This window comes from Gilliamella sp. Nev3-1 (genome assembly GCF_001690435.1).
Taxonomy (GTDB): Bacteria; Pseudomonadota; Gammaproteobacteria; order Enterobacterales; family Orbaceae; genus Gilliamella; species Gilliamella apicola_C.
Window position 1 is genome coordinate 175,954 of the sequence record NZ_LZHN01000074.1, and the last position, 22,213, is coordinate 198,166.

Consider the following 22,213-nt stretch of genomic DNA (forward strand, 5'->3'; position numbering starts at 1 on the left):
TAGTTATATACTATTTTAAGCTAAAAGTATTGAAAATAATATTAACTGTTTATTTTATAACAACAAACTAATAAAAATAAGTATGAGGAATAATAAAATCATGATAAAATGTGGACTTAAACAGGCAACGGGCAACGGGCAACGGGCAACGGGCAACGGGCAACGGGCATTTTGTTAATCGTTTTATTTCAAATGTAATATTACAGCAAAACGTTTTATCTTTAGCGTTACCTTTTTGTTTTAAACACTTCCATTGCAAATCTCACTTTGCTACCAAAATAACGGCACTGACAGCTTACTTAAAACCAAAACCTACTCAAGTCATGAGTTTAATCTTATTATCACAATGGATACACGTTAGCTCAGCTAATGCAATACTAACAGCGACTTCAAGTCAGGTTATTGTTGGGAATGCACCGCAAGTGGTGGCGTTATCGAGTGCAGATAAACATGGTTTTACTGTCAACGGTGTTTTTTATAGTGAGGAAAATGGCACGCTAAAATCTGGTGAAGTGAAAGAATTTGATGGTAATTTAACGCTAAATGATTTTAAAGTGGCAACTTATACGCCAACCAACTTAGATAGGGTAAAGAATTATCGCGATATCGATGGTGATAATGCTGATACGAGCCAACCGTTTAAGGTGGAATCGACTTACTATTGGTGGTATGACAATACCGGAAGACGCATAACTGGTGATGATAAGAAAAAGATTATAGGTTGTGGCAGTGGTTTTTCAATGCCATTAAAATTGATAATTGAAACAAAACTAAAAGCCTATTCGGAGTATGGGATCCCAAAAGAAAGTAAATCTGTTACATTAGCCAAAACGTATCAAATAGCGGCTAGAACACAAATTTGCTATGCAAAACCGAATGGCATTATTGGCCATCCTAAAGAGCAATGGCTTAGTTATAATAGTGATGGTAGCTCAGAAGAGTGGAATGATAAGAATCGTACAAAGCGTCATTCTATTCATGGCGGTGGTTTTACCAGTGATTATGTACCAGATTATGGTTTTAAAGCTAAACCTACAATTTCGCCAAAAACATTCCCAACTACAGGCTTTCCTGGCGCTAAATTCCAATTAGTGATGACGGGTTCACAGAGCGATTATCGCTATCAAATACTTAATAATTCTGGCGAAAGGGTTTTGATTGACGATAATGGAATGGTTTTATTAAAAAATAAGCCAACAGGAAATATTACTATACGCGTAACCCTGAAAAGAGATTCAACTGTTTATCATGATTATACTTTTAACCCAACATCTGTTTGGTTGCTTCCTCAAGCGGATGATTATATGAGTTGGGAAGCAGCAAAGAAACGATGTGGTGGAGTACAAAATATTCCTTCTTTGTCAATGTTTACTAATTCCCCACAAAATAATATTGCTTTAAATACTGATTGGCGATTTATCTCAAATACATTTACTAGAGCAATAGGGGGGGGAGTGTTTGCAGAATGGGGGTATACTGATAAAATCAGTTATCCTGATTCTCAATGGGGAAGCTTTATACATGCTAAAGATGGTAAGGCATATTATTGGTCATCGAATATTCATGCTACTAACGCTAGTATGTTTGTTGGTGATGCTCGAGCCGGAAATGTAAATGCTTACGATATGCAATATAATCATCTGGTTGCGTGCAGGGGATAATCAATGAATCAATCGATTATTTAGAGTGGTAATGGTATTGTATTTAGTGAATGGGGATATACACTTCATCAGGCTTATCCAGATTCTAATTGGTCTAATAGAGAAAATGATCGATATTGATAGATATTGGATTTGGTTAAACTATTTTAAAAAAGCCCCTATCTTTCATCATTTTGATGTTGATGCAGGCACTGGTTTAATTGATACTGATTGTGAGGATGGTTATAGATGCCCAGATTTTTTAGTTTGCCAGTAATTGCAAAGTATTATTGGTTAAATTCGTTGATTAAAACTATTATTGGGTAATGATTAATACCTATAATAAATTGAATCTACTTAAGAGAATGTCAAGTTGAGTTGTTATTTTGTAAATGTGTATTTTTATGCATTTATCGCAAATCAACCTATATTTTGACACTAGTCCGTGTTGGAGCGCTAATTAAAATTAGCGCTTTATTATGTTAATATAAATTAATGTGTTGTTATATATTCTTTGACACTTAATTTGCTAAGCGAGTGCCAGTAAAAATTAGTGTGGCCATTTAGATCTATCAGCTTGTTAGCGGTTTTCGTCTGTTAGGTTCTGATAACTTTTTTCACAATGCTAAGGTATAAAGAGCATCAAGAACAAGGCTGCCTAATTCTCAGCTAACACTCAGTACATAATAATGGATTTATTTAACTAATTAACAAAGTGGTAATTATTCAGTAGCAGAAGATCTTGCTTTTATAGAGGGTTGAAAACAAAGCTTAACAGAGAGAAGTGTATAATTACTTATTTTAGCTTTTAGCGCATACATAAAAAATGATTAGTGATATAAGGAGCCATATTTTAGTTGATAATCTATTTTTTATGCTGGTAACCTAGTTGTTTTTTCATGATTAATAATATTCTCCCACAATTGTAGGAGAATATTTGATGTTAAATTATTTAAGTTCTAACTCATTCATTGCAGCAATACTAAACCCACCATCAACATGGATGACTTCGCCAGTAATGCCAGATGCTAGATTTGAGCATAAAAACGCAGCCGAATTGCCCACATCTTCGGTAGTAACTGTGCGGCGAATTGGCGTGACTGATTCGCAATGAGATAACATTTTCTTGAAGTCTTTAATGCCAGATGCTGCAAGCGTACGAATTGGTCCTGCTGAAATGGCATTAACACGCACACCTTCTGGTCCCATGGCATTTGCCATATAACGAACATTGGCTTCTAATGATGCCTTAGCAAGGCCCATTACGTTATAGTTAGGAATCGCACGTTCAGCACCTAGATAAGAAAGAGTTACTAAAGCTGAATTTGGATTTAACATCGATCGGCATGCTTTTGCCATCGCAACAAAACTATAAGAGCTGATGTCATGTGCAATAGCAAACCCTTCACGAGTTACTGCGTTAACATAATCGCCATCTAATTGATCGCCAGGTGCAAAAGCAATAGCATGGACAAATCCGTCAAATTTATCCCAAGTTTTTGCAAGTTCTGCAAATAGTTCAGTGATGCTATCATCGTGAGCGACATCGCAAGGTAAAACGATTTTAGAACCAAAATCAGCAGCGAATTCTTCAACACGTGTTTTTAATTTATCATTTTGATAAGTAAAAGCTAATTCAGCTCCTTCACGATGCATCGCTTGTGCAATACCATAAGCAATAGAACGATTACTTGCAACACCAGTAACCAGTATGCGCTTACCTGCTAAAAATCCCATAAATTATTCCTCTAATGTTTCTACTTTAATAGATTAGGATAGTGACGATTATATGTTGATAACGGCAATTGCGCCACAATAAATTTATGTTTCGCAACTTGTTGTTATTTTATCTTGTGTTACTGTGAGTTGTTTATGTGCTTAGCCATTGACTATAATAGCTAACTATTAATTTGTTTTAAGGATGATGCAATTTGAAAAACTTAGTTAATTATAAAATGTTGCCAATTTGGGATGCGCAAAACTTACCGCCATCATTTAGCGAAAAGCACAATACCCAAGCGGGCACTTGGGCAAAATTACATATTATTGCTGGTAGTTTGGATTTTGAAATGCTAACTGAGCAAGGAGAGGTCATAAGTCGACATCACTATGATATTGAGCATCAACCACCATTTGTATTGCCTCAGCAGTGGCACCGTATTGCCAAGGTGTCAAATGACCTACAATGCCAACTCGCTTTTTATTGTCAACCCGAGGATTACACGCATAAAAAGTACCAAATGACTAAGACGCATTCTGAAGTCGTGTCAGCGTGTCAATTTATTCCTAGGGGGCGGGTGTTAGATCTTGGCTGTGGATCTGGTCGTAATTCGCTTTATCTTCAGCGGTTAGGCTTTGATGTAGAGGCGGTAGATAAATCTCAATCAAGTATTGAGAATCTACAACAAATTATTACAAACGAAAATTTGCCACGTATAAATGCTACGATTTATGATATTAACCAAGCAAACTTAAAAGGTGAATATGATCTAATTATCTCAACTGTTGTGATGATGTTTTTACAACCCGATAAAATCCCAGATATTATTCATAATATGCAACAAGTTACCCAATATGGCGGTTATAATTTAATTGTTTGCGCAATGTCAACGGATGATTACCCATGTTCTATCGGATTTTCATTCACATTTAAAAAACAAGAATTATTAAATTATTATCAAGATTGGGAGATCATAAAATATAATGAAGATATTGGCCAATTGCATAAAACAGATATTCATGGTAACCGAATAAAATTAAGGTTTGCTACACTTTTGGCGAGAAAACGATAAATATTACAGGATGAAATCCTGTAATATTAGCGCTTAGATTGTGAGCCTATGTATTGTTAACCCATACTTAGTTGTTCACCAACAACAAACCATGTTTTACGAGAATTTAATAAATCTTGCGCTGACATCGGCTTTTTACCTGCAGGTTGTAGAAGTGTTATATTCAATGCATTTTGGCTAGTTGCAATACAAATACCATTTTTATCTGCTTTTAAAATAGTGCCTGCGGGTTGTTCTGTGTCAATTTCAACAACAGCGGCTTGCCATACCTTAATCGGCTCACCATTAATGTCAAAATAGCTAACTGGCCATGGGTTAAAAGCGCGAATACAACGCTCAAGTTGCTTAGCAGGTAAACTCCAATCAAGTTTTGCCTCCTGTTTTGAAAGTTTTTCGGCATAGGTTGCTTGTGATGAATCTTGCCTTTCTGGTTGGATTCTTCCTTCGCCGATTAAGGTTAATGTATCAAGTAGCGCTTGTGGTCCTAATTGGGCTAGTTTTTCATACAGTGATGCGCTGGTGTCGGTATGCTCAATTGGGCAAGAAAGTTTATATAACATATCACCCGTATCAAGCCCTGCGTCCATCTGCATGATAGTAACACCTGTAACTTGATCGCCAGCCCAGCAAGCACGTTGAATAGGTGCTGCACCACGCCAACGTGGAAGTAATGAACCATGCACATTCAAACAGCCTAATTTAGGTATATCAAGTACAGATTGTGGTAAAATCAGCCCGTAAGCAACAACAATCATAATATCAGCATTTAATTTTTCAATAATTTTTTGATTTTCTTCATTTTTAAGCGTTACTGGTTGATAAACTGCAATATCATGCTCAACAGCCAATTGCTTAACAGGACTTGCTGTTAACTTATTACCACGACCAGCAGGTCGATCGGGTTGAGTAAAAACAGCAATCACATTATGATGAGACTCAATTAGCGCTTTTAGATGGGTCGCGGCAAAACCAGGCGTGCCAGCAAAAATAATATTTAATGGTTTAGTTATATGTGGCATTAATATTATATCCATGATTAAAAGATAATAGGAATTATACCCCAAATTTTAGCAAGAATCTTTAATCAGCAAGGAGTGATATTTATTTGTGTGCTTTCGGGCGTGTTAAGCTTGCTCCGTTGGTGGTAGTTAAAAATGGGGATATTTGGCGCTTAAAAATCATTCAGAAAAACCATTGATTTTATTGAAGTTTTTATTTTGATTTTTTTATGAAAAAATAACCGTTTTTTCCCCTAAAGGCTAATACCGTGCTTATACGGTGTCAGAATGTGCTACCGACGGTATGAGGTTAGCACGCCAAACAAGGATGTTTAGCGATGCTATTTTATTGGGAATAATTTTGTTATAAACAAATTAATAAACAATTATTTAGTTTTAAAATGGCAAGAATATTGGCACTAGTGCAATATCAACTGCCATCACCAAAAACGTTAATGGCACGCCAATTTTGACAAAATCTCCAAAGCTATAGCCACCAGGTGCTACTACCATGGTTTTAATTGGTGAAGACACTGGCGTAATAAATGACGCTGATGTGGCAATGGCTACCGTCATAGCAAATGGGTACGGCGAATAGCCAAATTTTAATGCTAAATCAATAGCAATTGGTGCAATTAAAATGGCTGTTGCGGTATTGGATATAAATAAGCCAATTGTTGAGCATAATAAAAAAATAAATGTTAGTACCATATAGGGACCAAAATGGCGCAGGTGGATTTCGAGCCATGCGGATATAAGTGATATCCCTCCTGTTTTATTGAGAGCTAGTGCAAAGGGCATCATACCAATGATTAAAATTAATGTTGGCCAGTGGATTGATCGGTAAGCGCTGGCCATGTCAATGCACCGTGTTGCACCCATTAATAAGCAGGCAATGAGTGCAGCTACGACATTTGGTACAATACCTGTAACCATGAATAGAATCATTATGGCTAAATTAATTAATGCTGCATATGCCTGTGAACTTGCTGGTGCGACATCATCAATATCTGATGGGTAATCTAATACAACAAAATCGCTTGTTCGTGTTTGTAGTTTTTGGATCGATCCCCAGTCACCACACACTAATAATGTATCGCTCATTTCTAGGCGCTCTTGGAATAAGTTGTTGGTTTCAACAGGGGCATGATTGCGCCAGATGCCAATGACAGTTAGGAAATATTTTCCCCTAAAATTAATTTCATTGAGTGTTTTACCACATAATGTTGATTCTGGTAATAGTGCAACTTCAGCCATGCCGACTTCTTTAACTTGTTCTGAAAAATATTCGCCACGTAATACTTTCGGTTCAAGGTGATTGGTGGTTAAAAAAGTGCGGTAGTCGGCTTCAGAATGCGACATGTCAAGTAATAGAATGTCATTTTCACGAAATTCAGTTGATCCATTAACGGGGATTAGTACTTTTTGGAATTTTCGCCAGCGCTCAATACCAATCACATTTACGCCGTGTTCACTACGTAGATGTAAACCATCGATAGTGCGCCCCACAAAAGGTGAGCCAGCAAGTATCTGTGCTCGGTGTGCACGACCAATTAATTTATAGTCTCGAATTAAATCGGTTATTTTTCGCCTTTGTGGCTGGGTATTGGTGGGGGAGGCTTGTTCCGCTGAAAGTAACCAATTTCGAGTTAATACACAGTAAATGATCCCAACTGCTAAAACACCTAAACCAATTGGTGTAATTGAAAAAAAACCAAATTCAGTTAATTTAAAGTGGCTCAGTTCACTGTTGACAACTAGGTTGGGGGCTGTGGCCACTAAAGTCATCATGCCACTAATTAAAGCAGCAATACAAAGTGGCATCATTAATTTTTTTACATGAATGCCAGTGTGATTAGCAATGCTGATAGCAACAGGGATGAAAATAGCAACAACGCCTGTTGAGCTCATTACTGAGCCGAGCAAGGCAACGCCTAACATGATATAGATAATAATACGGATATCGTTTTTGCCTGCTATTTTAAGAATATACTCGCTCATTTTGTATGAGATACCTGTTCTTACAAGGCTTTCTCCAATTATAAATAATAATGCAATTAGGATTATGTTGGGATCACTAAAGCCTGCTAATGCTTCTGATGGCGTGAGTACGCCAGTGATGGTAATGGCTGTAATTGTCAGTAATGCAATAATGTCCATTCTTAATTTGCTCAATGAGAATAGCATAATTGCAATAAACAATAATAAGCAGACAGTAATCAGTGGCGAATATTGGGAAAAAGAGCTCGGTAAAAAGGCTGTAATCGATGACATTAAATTATGTCCAGATGGCGATTGTTCCACGGAATATCACTCTATTGTTTCGAGAAGATTTTCGACATAATACCTTGGTTTATTGCAATAGGGAATATCTTCACACAAAGTTTGTTATGCAATAAGCAGATAAGCGTTCTGTTCATTGCTTGTTTTTTAGCATTTATTGCTGTTTATTTTAAAGGCTATTCGCGTTATTTCAAAGTGGGTGTAATTTATACGGATGAGGTAAGTCATTGAGCGAGCTTTTGAGGAGAGAGTATGTCATCAAAAAAAACAGTAGCACAAATTATAGTTGATATTTTAGCTGAGGCGGGTGTTAAACATTGCTATGGTATTGTGGCCGATACGTTAAATCACATCACCTCAGCCATTAAAAAAAGCGATATTCAGTGGGTGCATGTTCGTCATGAAGAAGTTGGTGCTTTTGCTGCAGGAGCTGAAGCTTATTTGACCGATCAAATCACAGCTTGTGCTGGCTCTTGTGGGCCAGGCAGTTTGCATTTTATTAATGGTATTTATGAAGCACAACGCAATCGAGTTCCTGTTATTTTGTTAGCAAGCCAGCTTGTTACTTCACAGCAAGGAACAGATTTCCCACAAGAAGTTGATTTTGAAACGTTATATAAAAATTGTTCTGTATTTTGTCGGCAAATCAATGATCCTACTCAAGTAAGAGAAATCACTACAGCAGCCATTCAAACAGCAGTTAACCAACGAGGCGTAGCCGTTTTAGTTATTCCGTATAATGTGAGTTTAGAGAAAGTGGAGGATAATAGCCACCGTAAAATTTATCATCCTCACCCTATTATTCGTCCATCTGATCAAGAACTTAGCAAAATTGCCAGTATGTTAAATAAAAATAATAAAGTGACTATTTTTGCAGGTCAAGGTGTCTATGAAGCTCATGATGAGCTCATTGCTTTAGCCCATAAATTAAAATCGCCTATTGTACATACTTCGAGAGCTAAAGATTTTGTTGAATATGATAACCCTTACAATGTTGGCATGACAGGAATGTTTGGCGTTGAGTCAGGAACCACCGCAATAAAAGAGTGTGATGTACTTTTAATGTTAGGTGCTGATTTTGCATGGTCACAATTCTACCCAGATAAGGCTGCTATTATTCAAGTTGATATTGATGCAACTCACCTTGGACGGCGGCATCCTGTTGATATCGGTGTAGTTGGGAGTTGTAAACCGACTTTGGCAACACTGCTACCTTTAGTTGATGAGAAACAAGATGATGAGTTTTTAGGGTTATGCCAAAAATTGTACACCAAATCAATGAAAAAATTGAATCAAAAAACGATTCCTTCTCGCTCAACCATTCATCCTCAATATTTAACTGAACTTATTGATAAATATGCAACTGATGATGCTGTACTTTGTGCTGATGTCGGTTCGGCAATGGTTTGGGCTTGTCGCCATTTTAATACCAATGGCAAAAGACGCACCGTAATCAGTTTAAAACATGGCACAATGGCTAATGCGATGCCACAAGCTTTAGGAGTACAAAAAGCATTTCCAAATCGGCAAGTGATCTCCTTGTCAGGCGATGGCGGTATAAGTATGTTGCTAGGAGATTTATTAACCACAATTCAAGAACAGTTGCCTATAAAAATTATTGTACTAAATAATAGCTCGCTTAACTTTGTTGAATTAGAGCAAAAATCGGAAGGGTTAGTTGATCACTATACTGACTTACAAAATCCTGATTTTGCAAAACTTGCTGATTCAATTGGTCTTTTTTCTATCAGGGTGGATGATTCTGATTTACTTGAATCTGCTGTGCAATCATTTTTAGCTCACCCTGGTCCAGCGTTATTAGATGTTAAAACCAGTGCTAATGAACTTGTTATGCCCCCTGAAATCCACGCATCGCAAGTAATGGGAATGGCACTTTATGGTGTCAAAGCCTCATTACATGGAAAAATGGGGGAAGTGGTAAATTTATTGGTAGATAATTTTATAAAGAAATAATTTATTTATACCGATAAATTTATTTATAAAGAAGTTTCAGCTAATATCTAATTTTTAGTCTATTTTCTTAAGATTTCTGCCACTGTATGTGGCAGATTAAGCGTATTAAAAGCTAACCGCACCTTCTTCTGCGGTAGTTAAATTTTCTCTGATAATGGTAAATAGCTCTCTTCCATAACCAAGATGCGAATCGGTTAATTCGAAAGGGTAAGGTGTACGTTTAGCTAATTCTGCTTCGTCAACTAATAGGGTTATTTCACCTGTTTGCCCATTTACACGGATCATGTCGCCATTTTGTACTTTACTAAGTAAACCGCCATCATAAGCTTCAGGGATAACATGGATCGCTGCTGGAACCTTTCCTGATGCGCCCGATAATCGACCGTCAGTTAATAATGCAACTTTGTAACCTTTATCTTGTAGCACACCTAGCGGTGTTATCAATTTGTGTAATTCTGGCATACCAATGGCTTTGGGTCCTTGATAACGCACAACAACCACGCAGTCTTTATCTAACTTACCGGCCTTATATTCAGCATCTAAATCATATTGGTTATTAAAAATGACTGCAGGTGCTTCAATAATTTGGTGTTCAGACGCAACTGCCGATGTTTTCATTATTGCACGGCCAAGATTGCCAGACATCACTTTTAATCCGCCATGTGAATTAAACGGTTTTTGGATTGAGGCAATCACGCTATCATCTAATGATTTTGTTGGGCCATCGCGAAAGATGAGTTTACCATTTTCTAAAATAGGCTCTTGGGTATAACGGCTAAGTCCATGCCCTACCACGGTTTGTACATCTTCGTGTAATAAACCTCCTGCCAATAATTCTCTAACCAATAAAGATGTGCCTCCAGCAGCTTGAAAATAGTTGATATCAGCAGGTCCATTTGGGTAAACTCGACAAATTAAGGGTACTACGGTGGACAGGTCTGAAATATCATCCCAGTTAATGATAATTCCCGCAGCTTTAGCCATGGCTACAATGTGCATAGTTAAATTGGTTGATCCCCCAGTGGCAAGTAATGCCACTAAGCCATTAATGATGACTTTTTCATCAACCATTTTACCAACGGGCATATAATTACCCGATTGGCTAGTTAGGCGAGTGATCTGTTTAGCAGCAGCATTAGTTAATTCAAAACGTAATGCTGTTTCAGGATGAACAAATGCCGCGCCAGGTAAATGTAACCCCATTAATTCCATTACCATTTGGTTGCTATTGGCTGTACCATAAAAGGTGCAAGTGCCACTAGTATGGTAAGAAGCTGATTCAGACTCAAGCAAATCTTCACGCGAGGCTTTACCTTCCGAATAAAGTTGGCGGATACGCACTTTTTCTTTATTTGATAGCCCTGATGGCATTGGTCCAGCAGGAACAAAAATGGCAGGTAAATGCCCAAAAGTTAATGCACCAACCAATAAGCCAGGCACGATTTTATCGCAAATGCCAAGGTATAGTGCGCCATCAAACATATTATGTGAAAGCCCAATTGCTACCGACATGGCTATGACATCACGACTCATTAATGATAATTCCATTCCAGGTTCGCCTTGAGTTACCCCGTCGCACATAGCCGGCACACCACCAGCCATTTGGCCAACAGCGCCAACTTCGTGAAGTGCTTTGCGGATTTGTTCAGGATAGCATTCGTAAGGCTTGTGCGCTGAAAGCATATCATTGTAGGAATTAATAATGCCAATATTACTTTTTAAGATGTTTTTTAGATCGTTTTTATCATTAATACAACAAGCCGCAAAACCATGGGCTAAATTACTGCATGGCAAACTAGAGCGGGTGACTTTTTTACTCATCGCGTGTTCTATTTTTTGTAAATAAGCTTGGCGAGTCGCTTTAGAACGCTCAATAATACGTTGAGTTACAGCTTGAATGATGCGATTCACATTAACCTCTTAAATTATCATTGTTATCTTTTCAATTTTATTTATATTATTCACAGTTACATATTGAACGTATGACTTGCTCTGTATCATTGACAACATCAGTTAATGGTTGCTCAATGTTAACCGTATAGACATTTTTTTCATGAATCGTTGGCTCTTCTAGCGTGTCAAATTGTGATTGTAGCATTTCGCTTTTTTGGTAATGGCCTTTACGTTTAGCTAATCGCTTAGCAATGACGTCATAGCTTCCTTTTAGATAAATAAAGTGAATGTTTTTATTTTCACCACGAATAATATCTCGGTATTTTCGTTTTAACGCTGAGCAGATAATAATTGAAACATCATTAACATTGCACATTGCAAATGCGACATTGCTAATTAGGTTAAGCCAAGGCATTCGATCTTCATCGTTTAATGGTGTGCCATTCCGCATTTTTAAAATATTGGCTTTAGGGTGCAAAAAATCGCCATCTAAAAAAGACGCATCAAGGTTATAAGCTACTTGCTTGGCAACCGCTGATTTACCACAACCTGACACACCCATTAATACAAAAATTGGTTTATCTTGTGTTGTCATAGTAAACTCTTCCACCTATTTTGTTACTGGTAACATGTTACAAATTAAGATTTTTTTTGCAATTTAAAAAAGTTTATTTTGTGATCTGGATCAAGTTTTTCTTTTGATTTTTAAATAGATAGAACTTTTGTTGTTTCAGATACTATCAAATAATATGTACGACAATCTAGGATTGATTGTTTAGCGGTAGCAATTGGTTTTTCTACTTATGAGGTATATAAAAGCCCAGCAAATGGGATTCTGATTGTTTAGTCAAAATTAAAAGAAACTTTTTGTAAAAAATATTCAGGATACTATACCATTTTAACAGTGGAGATAATGTATTACATCAACTTCAAATTAACAACTTATAGCGAGCAAGGAAAGTAATTGCAGAATGGCTAACCATTTTATTACATCCTAAAGTTGTTGTGCTTATTTAGACTTGAGATACACCAGTAACTCCTCTTTTTATACTTAACCATCTATTTGTCTGAATCTTTTTGGTAAAATCAATGTTTTAAATAGCCACGCCGTTCACTTTCTTTTATAATGTTGTTCTATTTTTACCTATGTTTAGCTTAAAAAGAGTAATTAGCATGAAAATTTTAGCTGGTTCTTCTGCTTTATCTGCATTTCGTATAAGTAAAATCCTATCTGTTTGCCGTGAAAAATCCATCCCCGTTATTAATATTGACGCGCAATATATTCATTTTATTGATCTGTTTAAAGATTTAACGAGTGATGACCAGTTGACGCTTGATAAGTTATTGCAATATGGCCCTAAATCAACGCAAGTAAATGGTGAGCATAAAACCCAAAGACAACTCTTTTTAGTGGCGCCTCGTGCCGGAACGATTTCACCTTGGTCATCAAAAGCAACCGATATCGCGCATAATTGTGGGTTAACGCAGGTTCATCGAATTGAGCGGGGTATTGCGTATTATGTTGAAATGAGTAGCCCTTTTACTCAAGTACAGCAAGTCGCTTTTGAAAGCTTGATTCATGATCGCATGATGGAAACGGTATTTACGGATTTTGCTCAAGCAGAAAAATTATTTAAAGCCGATAAACCAGCACCAGTAACGGTAATTGATTTATTAGGACAAGGTCACCAAGCATTAAACGAAGCAAATCTTAAATTAGGATTAGCATTAGCCCCTGATGAAATTGATTATTTGGTTGAGAATTTCCAAAAATTAAACCGTAATCCAACGGATATTGAACTTTATATGTTTGCTCAAGCAAACTCTGAACATTGTCGTCATAAGATTTTTAATGCTGACTGGATTATTGATGGTGTGAAGCAACCCAAATCATTGTTTAAGATGATAAAGAATACTTTTGAACATACGCCAGATTATGTGTCATCCGCTTATAAAGATAATGCTGCGGTTATGGACGGATCTAAAGTCGGGCGTTTTTTTGCTGATAATGACAATAAAACTTATCGATATCATCAAGAATTTGCTGATATTTTAATGAAAGTTGAAACGCATAATCACCCAACAGCCATATCTCCTTGGCCAGGAGCTGCAACGGGAAGTGGTGGCGAAATTCGTGATGAAGGAGCAACGGGAAGAGGTGCTAAACCCAAAGCAGGATTAGTCGGATTTTCCGTTTCTAACTTACGCATTCCTCATTTTGAACAACCTTGGGAACAAGATTTTGGTAAGCCTGATCGTATTGTTAGCGCGCTTGATATTATGATGGAAGGTCCGCTTGGCGGTGCTGCTTTCAATAATGAATTTGGGCGACCAGCTCTATTAGGGTATTTTCGTACCTATGAAGAAAAGGTTAATAGCCATAATGGTGAAGAGCTTCGCGGTTATCATAAGCCTATTATGCTAGCAGGCGGTATTGGTAATATTCGCCATGAACATATTCAAAAAGGTGAGTTTCCTGCAGGCTCTAAATTGATTGTTTTAGGTGGCCCAGCTATGAATATTGGGCTTGGTGGTGGCGCAGCTTCATCAATGACATCTGGTCAGTCGGATGCGGATCTTGATTTTGCTTCTGTTCAGCGAGATAACCCAGAAATGGAACGTCGTTGTCAGGAAGTTATCGATCGTTGTTGGCAACTTGGTGAAGATAACCCTATCTTATTTATTCATGATGTGGGCGCAGGTGGTTTATCTAATGCGATGCCCGAACTGGTTAGTGATGGTGGCTGTGGGGGGCAATTTGAACTCCGCAAAATACTTAGCGATGAACCCAGCATGTCACCGCTAGAAATTTGGTGTAATGAATCACAAGAACGTTATGTTCTTGCTATTCATCCCGATAAATTAGCGCTGTTTGATGAACTCTGTCAGCGTGAACGAGCACCTTATGCCGTTATTGGTGAGGCAACCGTCAATAAAGCTGTGATTTTACATGACGAACATTTTAATAATAACCCGATAGCTTTGCCGTTAGATGTTTTATTGGGAAAAACACCAAAAATGTTACGAGAGGTGAAATCTAGTCAAGCCGAAGGCGATCGTTTTTCCACATCGGATATTAATTTATATGATGCCGTAAAGCGTGTGCTACATTTGCCCGTTGTAGCGGAAAAAACATTTTTAATTACGATTGGTGACCGTTCTGTAAGCGGTATGGTTGCTCGAGATCAAATGGTTGGACCTTGGCAAGTACCCGTGGCCGATTGTGCTGTTACAACAGCAAGCTTTGATAGCTATTATGGTGAAGCCATGTCAATGGGTGAGCGAGCGCCAGTAGCCTTACTTAATTATGCCGCATCAGCACGTTTAGCTGTTGGTGAGGCAATTACCAATATTGCGGCGACCAACATTGGTGATATTAAGCGTATTAAGCTTTCGGCTAACTGGATGGCAGCAGCTGGGCACCCAGGCGAAGATGCTGGTCTTTACCAAGCAGTTAAAGCTATTGGTGAAGAGTTATGTCCTGCATTAGGCTTAGCCATTCCAGTTGGTAAAGATTCCATGTCAATGAAAACCACATGGCAACAAGATGGTGAGCAAAAAACGGTAACTTCACCGTTGTCGTTAGTGATTTCTGCATTTGCTCGCGTGGAAGATGTGCGCAAAACCGTCACACCACAACTTGATACAGATGAGGATAATTTATTATTATTTGTCGATTTATCAAAAGGTCATCAAGCATTAGGTGCAACCGCATTAGCACAAGTTTATCGTCACCTAGGGCAAAGAACGGCTGATGTTCATGATGCCAAAGAATTAGCTTCTTTTTATCAAGCTATCCAAGCGTTAATAGCTCAAAAATCTTTACTTGCTTACCATGATCGTTCCGATGGTGGTTTATTGGTTACTTTGGCAGAAATGGCATTTGCTGGGCATTGTGGTATTGATGTTGATATTCATTCCCTTGGTAGTGATGTGATTGCTTCTTTATTTAATGAGGAGCTAGGCGCAGTTATTCAAATTCGTGGTAGTGATTTAGATGAAGTCATGAATTGCTTTAAGCAGTTTGGGCTTTCTCATGCTATTCATCAGTTAGGATCTGCTAAAGCTGGTCAGCAATTCATTGTGCGTAATAATACCTTGGTGGTATACAGCGAATCACGTTCAACTTTAAGAACATGGTGGGCAGAAACGACATGGCAGATGCAACGCTTACGAGATAATCCTGAATGTGCAGATCAAGAACATCAAGCTAAACAGAATGAAGACGATCCGGGCTTGAATGTAAAGCTTACCTTTGATCCAATGCAAGATATTGCCGCGCCTTATATAGCCAAAGGGAGCAAACCGAAAGTAGCAATCTTACGTGAGCAAGGTGTTAATTCTCATGTTGAAATGGCTGCTGCATTTGATAGGGCTGGCTTTGAAGCAGTCGATGTGCATATGACAGATTTACTTTCAGGTCGCATTACACTTAGCCAATTTAATACACTGGTGGCTTGTGGTGGTTTTTCTTATGGCGATGTTTTAGGAGCTGGTGAAGGCTGGGCTAAATCAATTTTATTTAACGAAAAAGTACGTGATGAATTTGAGCGATTCTTCCATCGTCAAGATACTTTATCACTAGGGGTTTGTAACGGTTGTCAGATGATGTCGAATTTAAAGGATTTGATTCCGGGCGCCGATTTGTGGCCTCGTTTTGTACGCAATTTATCCGAGCGTTTTGAAGCACGCTTTAGTTTAGTGCAAATTCAACCTAGCCCTTCATTATTCTTTACTGATATGGATGACTCACATATGCCAATTGCGGTTTCACACGGGGAAGGGCGTGTTGAGGTCTGCGATGATACTCATCTTCACAAATTAGAAGCCTCTGGATTAATTGCAGTACGCTATATTGACCATTTTGGCAAAGTAACTCAACAATATCCAGCCAATCCAAATGGTTCGCCAAATGGTATTACCGCAGTAACATCCAAAGATGGACGTGTAACCATTATGATGCCACATCCAGAGCGAGTATTTAGGGCTGTGACCAATTCATGGCATCCTGATAACTGGGGCGAAGATAGTCCTTGGATGCGAATGTTCCGTAATGTGCGTAAGCAACTCGGGTAAGTTCAGTTCACACTAAAAACAAAATCGCCGATGATAACATCGGCGATTTTTTATGATTGTTGTTTACAAAGGTTAAGCTTGTGCTGATTGGTTTTGTCTTTGAGTTAATGACTTAGCTAACCGGTTATTCATTTTTTGTAATAATTGTTCAGTTGTTTCCCAACTAATACAAGCATCAGTAACAGACACACCATATTTCAAGTTTTCTTGTGGTTGCTCTGATGGTTGATTCCCTTCAAATAAATTACTTTCAATCATCACACCAATAATGGAATTATTACCTTTTTCGATTTGATCAATAATAGTATCAGCAACAATCGGTTGGTTACGATAATCTTTATTAGAATTGGCATGGCTACAGTCAATCATTAAATTAGGTAATAAACCTGCCTTTTGCATTTGTGTTTCACACACTGCCACATTTTCAGCATCAAAATTAGGTGTTTTACCGCCACGTAAAATAACATGGCCATGCGGATTACCCATAGTTTGTAATATTGTAACCTGTCCTTGTTGATTAATACCAACAAAGCGGTGCGCCATAGATGCGGATTTCATTGCATTAATTGCCACATCTAAGCTACCATCGGTTCCATTTTTAAAACCAACCGGCATGGATAGCCCTGAAGCCATTTCTCGATGCGTTTGGGATTCGGTTGTTCTTGCGCCGATTGCTGACCAACTAATTAAATCACCAATATATTGTGGAGTATTAGGATCTAACGCTTCGGTTGCAATCGGTAAACCAATTTTAGTGATATCCAGTAGTAATTTACGTGCTTTTTTTAGTCCATGCTCAATATCAAATGAACTATCCATATGAGGATCGTTAATCATACCTTTCCAACCAACGGTTGTTCTAGGTTTTTCAAAATAGACACGCATGACGATAAATAAATTATCTTTCACTTCGTCCGATAGTTTTTTTAATTTATGTGCATATTCAAGTGCTGCCGCAGTATCATGAATAGAGCAAGGACCACATACGATAAGCAATCGATGATCTCGACGTTCTAAAATATCAACGATAGTTTGTCTTGATAAGGCAATTTGGTTTTCTAGATTGTGGGATAACGGGTAAAGCTGTTTTATTTCTTCAGGTGTGATTAACATGTGTTCATCTTTAATTCGGACATTATTTAGCGTATCTTTTAACATTTTGCTTTCCTTGTTAAAACCATTCAAATATTTTATATGTAAAATATTAATTACATAGACGGCTAGTATGTAAACACAAAATTACATAATAGTAAATAAAATTCTTATTGTTTGGTTAGAATAAAGGAAATTTATTGTGGTTATATTATGTAAGGCAAAATAAAAAATAGTTTATATGAAATCAATCAAATAAAAATAAGCATGATTGTAAATTTAAATTTACAGTTGATAGAGTTGTTCATTTTTGTCTATCTAATTTTTTCAACGAATAGTTTATTATCGCTATTTAGCATTACATAGGGTAGTGATAATCATGTATTGTATGTAACAACCTGTTAGTAATATTAAAGCCTGTTCATCAACATAACTAAATAATTGCTTATTTAGTTGTGTAAAGCAGTTTCAGGTAATGACTATGTTTCAGTAAAAGATTGATGCGAATTTAATTAATCAGTATAAGGCCTAGGTGCTCGAAATAGAATCTAAAACTAGGTTTTTATCAATTCCATCGATTACTTCAGCATGGCCAATCTTAGTTGGTATAACTAGCCTTAACTGTCCCGATATCACTTTTTTATCGCGCATCATATGTGGAAGGTAAGATTCAATAGACATTTGTGATGGTCTTACGACAGGAAGTTTTGCTCTTATTAAAAGGTTTTTAATGCGAGCTATTTCAGCATCTGTTAATTTACCTAATCTTTTGGCTGTTTGAGCTGCCATTAACATGCCAACACTGACTGCTTCACCATGTAGCCAGTTTCCATACCCTAGTTCTGCTTCAATAGCGTGACCATATGTGTGACCAAGGTTTAACAGTGCGCGCATACCTTGTTCTGTCTCGTCGGCAGCGACCACTTGCGCTTTAAGTTCGCAACAACGATAAATACAGTAACTTGTAGCATCAATATCTAAGTTTAGCACATCATCGATATGGGTTTCTAACCAAGCAAAAAATTGAGCATCTAAAATAATACCGTATTTAATCACCTCAGCCAGCCCTGCGGAAAGCTCTCGTTGAGGCAATGTTTTTAAACAATTAATATCAATGACGACAGATTGTGGTTGATAAAATGCGCCTATCATATTTTTACCCAGTGGGTGGTTAATGGCTGTTTTGCCCCCAACCGATGAATCAACCTGTGATAGTAAGGTGGTTGGTACTTGGATAAACTTAATGCCTCGTTGGTAAGCAGAGGCAGCAAAGCCAGTAACATCACCAATGACACCTCCGCCTAGTGCAATAACAATACTGCTACGAGTGTGATTATTGGCTAGCAACGCTGTTAAAATCGTATTCCAAGTTTCCATGGTTTTATATTTTTCACCATCAGGCACAATCACTGAACTGGTCTTTACACCATGTTTTTCAAGCATGTTAATTAATGTTTGTAAATAAAGTGGGGCTATTGTTTCGTTGGTCGCAATAAGTACGCGTTGGCCAGTCTGAAGTTTAAAATGCTCAAATTCATTAAGTAGATTTTCACCAATAGTAATAGGGTAACTGCGTTTAGTTAATGCTACATTTAGAATTTTTTGCATAATAATATCCAGAAAAATGAAAGCCAATTTATTGTTGCATGTTAGCGATAAAAATGTGGCAGCGCAACTTAGAATCATTTAAACTTATCAACAATTTTGATTTGTGGTATTTAATTTTGTATGTCTTTATCTATTGTTTTAGCGCAAAAAAATTGGCGTGTGGGTGATATAGAGGGAAACACCCAACAGATTATTGAATTAATAAACAGCCATTCATCTGATGATTTGATCATCTTTTCAGAACTTGCTCTCTGTGGCTACCCACCCGAAGATTTAATGTTTCGTTCTGATTTTAAAGATCGTTGCCGAAAAGCATTATCACTAATTCAACAAGCGAGCACACAGTGTGCGGTTGTTGTTGGTCATCCTCATTGGCAAGATCAACATATTTATAACGCCCTTTCGTTTTTTTACGAGGGAAAATTGTTAGTCCGTTATCACAAACAACGACTACCTAATTATGATGTGTTTGATGAAAAGCGTTACTTTACCGCTGATAATAAAACGTGTGTCGTTGATTTTAAAGGACAAAAAATTGGGTTATTAATCTGTGAGGATCTTTGGCAAAATGAGCCTGTTGATTACATTCAACAGGCTCAAGCTGACTTTGTGGTTGCAATTAATGCTTCTCCTTATGATTTTGAAAAACAAAAACACCGACATGATTTAGTTAAAACGCATGCAAAACGAACAAGATTGCCAATTATTTATGTCAACCAAGTAGGAGGGCAAGATGAGTTGATTTTTGACGGTGGATCTTTTGTTTGTAATGAACTTGGTCAAATTGTTTGTCAACTCAAATCGTTTGAAAAACAAGTTGTTCCTTTTAAATTTGGTTTCAATACTGAAACTATAATTTATGAAAATCAAAATAATCAATTAGCATCAGTTTATGATGCATTGGTACTTGCCACTCGTGATTATATTACCAAAAATGGCTTTCAAGGCGCCGTATTAGGGCTGTCAGGCGGTATCGATTCTGCTTTAACGCTCGCTATTGCGGTTGACGCTTTAGGTAAAGATAAGGTTCAAGCTGTGATGATGCCATTTCGTTATACTGCCGATATAAGTATTGCCGATGCCAAAGAAGAAGCTGAAATATTAGGCGTTGAGTTTGATATTGTTTCAATTGAACCGATGTTTGATGCATTTATGTCATCGTTAAGCCCAATGTTTTTAGGCTCACCACAAGATACCACGGAAGAAAACCTGCAAGCACGCTGTCGCGGAGTTATCTTAATGGCGCTATCCAATAAACGGCGCAGGTTAGTGCTTACAACTGGCAATAAAAGCGAAATGTCGGTAGGCTATGCAACACTTTATGGCGATATGGCTGGCGGTTTTGATGTGCTTAAAGATGTGCCGAAAACGATGGTGTTTGCATTATCAAAATATCGCAATACCCGCTCTTATGTTATTCCAGAAAGAGTAATTACTCGCCCTCCATCAGCAGAATTAGCGCCTGATCAGAAAGACGAAGATAGTTTGCCTCCTTATGATATTTTAGATGGCATTTTGAAAGGGTATGTTGAGCACGATCTTTCCATTGAACAACTTATTGAGCAAGGTTATGATGAAACAACAATAAGGCGAGTGATTAAATTGGTTGATATTAATGAGTATAAACGTCGTCAATCAGCCATTGGCCCGAAAATTACAGCTCGTAATTTTGGTAAAGGGCGACGCTATCCAATCACTTGTGCTTTTGGGTTTAAAAATTGGTAATCTCGAATTAAGGGAAAATAGATATGAAAAAGATTGAAGCTATTATTAAACCATTCAAATTAGATGATATTCGTGAGGCTCTAGCAGATCAAGGCATTACCGGTATGACAGTTACTGAGGTTAAAGGTTTTGGTCGTCAAAAAGGGCATACCGAACTTTATCGTGGTGCGGAATATATGGTTGATTTTTTGCCAAAAGTAAAAATAGAACTTATTGTGCCAGATGATATTTTAGAGATGTGCATTGAAACTATTATGAAAACAGCGCAAACAGGCAAAATCGGAGATGGCAAAATTTTTATTTATAATGTTGAGCAAGTCATTCGGATTCGAACTGGTGAAATGGATGAATCAGCCATTTAGTTTTAATTATTGAATATCAGGTCGCTCTTGTTTAAGTAATTCAGAAGTTACAATACCTTGAATAGAACAAATAAGAAGCGTCATATTCGGTGCTTTTTCAAGCAATAATAACTTTTCGGTTGTATCTGGTGCTGGAATAGTTTTCACACCAACGACGGTGCCAGTGTTTTTATGCCAGACTTGGATGTCATCATTAATACTACGAATCATTGGGTTTCCAATATAGAGAACATCTTCTTCCACCTTTTTCCAATCTATGAAATTTAATGTCTCTTTGATTTGGCTAATCTCATTATCGATGATAAATCCCCAGAAATAATATTTTCCTATTTTTCCAAGATCCATAGCACTATCGTAATAGCCTGTGATTATTAAATTTTTATAAGTCATGGGTGTTTTGAAATAAACAAAGTTTTTAGCTATATCAGAGCGATTTTCGACGGGAATATAAGCTTGATTTTGCTTAAAAAGTGTAATGTCCGTATATTTTTCTAATTCATCTTTGCTAGCATAAATCTGTTGAAAAAAATCAGGAGTGCAGGGGGTGAATGAATCAATTAATGATAATTTATCGGCAAGGGCGACAAAAGAGTGAAACATAAAAAATAAAGCAATGATGTTTTTTATCATGTTGATTCGATTTGACAAAAATTGAATACCATTCGGTTAACTGGCTTTGATTGTATAATTATTACAACAGAATAACAATGTTAAAGCGATTTTTCTTTTTTTAAGAATTGTTATTTCTTAATTACTTTTAACAAAAATTA

At 37.3% G+C, this 22,213-nt stretch carries 15 protein-coding genes; 7 read left to right on the forward strand and 8 right to left on the reverse strand.

Annotated elements, in window-relative coordinates:
- Positions 1 to 110 precede the first annotated feature (110 nt).
- Complete coding sequence (locus tag A9G40_RS12460; protein ID WP_065583279.1) at positions 111 to 1,661, forward strand: hypothetical protein; 1,551 nt, start codon at positions 111 to 113, stop codon at positions 1,659 to 1,661.
- A 106-nt stretch (positions 1,662 to 1,767) separates the two neighbouring features.
- Positions 1,768 to 1,917 carry a hypothetical protein gene (locus A9G40_RS15075; protein ID WP_176700497.1) on the forward strand — a complete coding sequence of 50 codons (150 nt, stop codon included), beginning with the start codon at positions 1,768 to 1,770 and terminating at the stop codon, positions 1,915 to 1,917.
- Positions 1,918 to 2,588: 671 nt separating this feature from the next.
- Here the strand turns inward: A9G40_RS15075 and fabI are convergent.
- Positions 2,589 to 3,377, reverse strand: coding sequence for an enoyl-ACP reductase FabI (gene fabI, locus A9G40_RS12465; RefSeq protein ID WP_065567144.1), 789 nt, complete (start codon positions 3,375 to 3,377; stop codon positions 2,589 to 2,591).
- Positions 3,378 to 3,571: 194 nt separating this feature from the next.
- Here fabI and tehB point away from each other — a divergent pair, with 194 nt between their 5' ends.
- Positions 3,572 to 4,432, forward strand: coding sequence for an SAM-dependent methyltransferase TehB (gene tehB, locus A9G40_RS12470; protein WP_065567143.1), 861 nt, complete (start codon positions 3,572 to 3,574; stop codon positions 4,430 to 4,432).
- A 56-nt stretch (positions 4,433 to 4,488) separates the two neighbouring features.
- Here the strand turns inward: tehB and fmt are convergent, their stop codons facing one another.
- A complete protein-coding gene (gene fmt, locus A9G40_RS12475; protein ID WP_065583334.1) occupies positions 4,489 to 5,442 on the reverse strand; it encodes a methionyl-tRNA formyltransferase in 954 nt (317 codons plus the stop codon).
- A gap of 384 nt (positions 5,443 to 5,826) precedes the next feature.
- The gene (locus tag A9G40_RS12480; RefSeq protein WP_081297871.1) at positions 5,827 to 7,704 is read right to left on the reverse strand and encodes an SLC13 family permease; all 1,878 of its coding nucleotides are present in this window, start codon (positions 7,702 to 7,704) and stop codon (positions 5,827 to 5,829) included.
- 261 nt (positions 7,705 to 7,965) lie between these two features.
- Here A9G40_RS12480 and A9G40_RS12485 point away from each other — a divergent pair, with 261 nt between their 5' ends.
- The gene (locus A9G40_RS12485; RefSeq protein ID WP_065583280.1) at positions 7,966 to 9,687 is read left to right on the forward strand and encodes a thiamine pyrophosphate-dependent enzyme; all 1,722 of its coding nucleotides are present in this window, start codon (positions 7,966 to 7,968) and stop codon (positions 9,685 to 9,687) included.
- Positions 9,688 to 9,792: 105 nt separating this feature from the next.
- Here A9G40_RS12485 and edd read toward each other — a convergent pair whose 3' ends face one another.
- Positions 9,793 to 11,598: a phosphogluconate dehydratase gene (gene edd, locus A9G40_RS12490; protein WP_065583281.1), complete on the reverse strand. Its 1,806-nt coding sequence runs from the start codon at positions 11,596 to 11,598 to the stop codon at positions 9,793 to 9,795.
- 46 nt (positions 11,599 to 11,644) lie between these two features.
- On the reverse strand, positions 11,645 to 12,175 hold the full coding sequence (locus A9G40_RS12495) for a gluconokinase, GntK/IdnK-type (protein ID WP_065583282.1): 531 nt from the start codon (positions 12,173 to 12,175) through the stop codon (positions 11,645 to 11,647).
- Between the two features lie 578 nt (positions 12,176 to 12,753).
- On the opposite strand from A9G40_RS12495, the gene purL reads away from it, so the two are divergent.
- Positions 12,754 to 16,656, forward strand: coding sequence for a phosphoribosylformylglycinamidine synthase (gene purL / locus A9G40_RS12500; protein WP_065583283.1), 3,903 nt, complete (start codon positions 12,754 to 12,756; stop codon positions 16,654 to 16,656).
- Positions 16,657 to 16,728: 72 nt separating this feature from the next.
- Here purL and A9G40_RS12505 read toward each other — a convergent pair whose 3' ends face one another.
- On the reverse strand, positions 16,729 to 17,814 hold the full coding sequence (locus A9G40_RS12505; RefSeq protein ID WP_065583284.1) for a 3-deoxy-7-phosphoheptulonate synthase: 1,086 nt from the start codon (positions 17,812 to 17,814) through the stop codon (positions 16,729 to 16,731).
- A 462-nt stretch (positions 17,815 to 18,276) separates the two neighbouring features.
- Positions 18,277 to 19,356, reverse strand: coding sequence for a 3-dehydroquinate synthase (gene aroB / locus A9G40_RS12510; protein ID WP_065583285.1), 1,080 nt, complete (start codon positions 19,354 to 19,356; stop codon positions 18,277 to 18,279).
- A 120-nt stretch (positions 19,357 to 19,476) separates the two neighbouring features.
- Here aroB and A9G40_RS12515 point away from each other — a divergent pair, with 120 nt between their 5' ends.
- A complete protein-coding gene (locus A9G40_RS12515; protein WP_065583286.1) occupies positions 19,477 to 21,081 on the forward strand; it encodes an NAD+ synthase in 1,605 nt (534 codons plus the stop codon).
- Between the two features lie 23 nt (positions 21,082 to 21,104).
- Positions 21,105 to 21,443 carry a nitrogen regulatory protein P-II gene (glnB, locus tag A9G40_RS12520; RefSeq protein WP_065583287.1) on the forward strand — a complete coding sequence of 113 codons (339 nt, stop codon included), beginning with the start codon at positions 21,105 to 21,107 and terminating at the stop codon, positions 21,441 to 21,443.
- Positions 21,444 to 21,449: 6 nt separating this feature from the next.
- Here glnB and A9G40_RS12525 read toward each other — a convergent pair whose 3' ends face one another.
- Positions 21,450 to 22,073, reverse strand: a complete 624-nt coding sequence (locus tag A9G40_RS12525; RefSeq protein ID WP_065583288.1) for a hypothetical protein — start codon at positions 22,071 to 22,073, stop codon at positions 21,450 to 21,452.
- Positions 22,074 to 22,213 lie beyond the last annotated feature (140 nt).

Excerpts from the sequence above, each read along its gene's own strand:
- A9G40_RS15075 (WP_176700497.1), top strand. The coding sequence starts at position 1,768 with ATGATCGATATTGATAGATATTGGATTTGGTTAAACTATTTTAAAAAA.
- fabI (WP_065567144.1), bottom strand. The coding sequence starts at position 3,377 with ATGGGATTTTTAGCAGGTAAGCGCATACTGGTTACTGGTGTTGCAAGT.
- A9G40_RS12480 (WP_081297871.1), bottom strand. The coding sequence starts at position 7,704 with ATGTCATCGATTACAGCCTTTTTACCGAGCTCTTTTTCCCAATATTCG.
- A9G40_RS12485 (WP_065583280.1), top strand. The coding sequence starts at position 7,966 with ATGTCATCAAAAAAAACAGTAGCACAAATTATAGTTGATATTTTAGCT.
- A9G40_RS12495 (WP_065583282.1), bottom strand. The coding sequence starts at position 12,175 with ATGACAACACAAGATAAACCAATTTTTGTATTAATGGGTGTGTCAGGT.
- purL (WP_065583283.1), top strand. The coding sequence starts at position 12,754 with ATGAAAATTTTAGCTGGTTCTTCTGCTTTATCTGCATTTCGTATAAGT.
- A9G40_RS12505 (WP_065583284.1), bottom strand. The coding sequence starts at position 17,814 with ATGTTAAAAGATACGCTAAATAATGTCCGAATTAAAGATGAACACATG.
- aroB (WP_065583285.1), bottom strand. The coding sequence starts at position 19,356 with ATGCAAAAAATTCTAAATGTAGCATTAACTAAACGCAGTTACCCTATT.
- A9G40_RS12515 (WP_065583286.1), top strand. The coding sequence starts at position 19,477 with ATGTCTTTATCTATTGTTTTAGCGCAAAAAAATTGGCGTGTGGGTGAT.
- glnB (WP_065583287.1), top strand. The coding sequence starts at position 21,105 with ATGAAAAAGATTGAAGCTATTATTAAACCATTCAAATTAGATGATATT.
- A9G40_RS12525 (WP_065583288.1), bottom strand. The coding sequence starts at position 22,073 with ATGATAAAAAACATCATTGCTTTATTTTTTATGTTTCACTCTTTTGTC.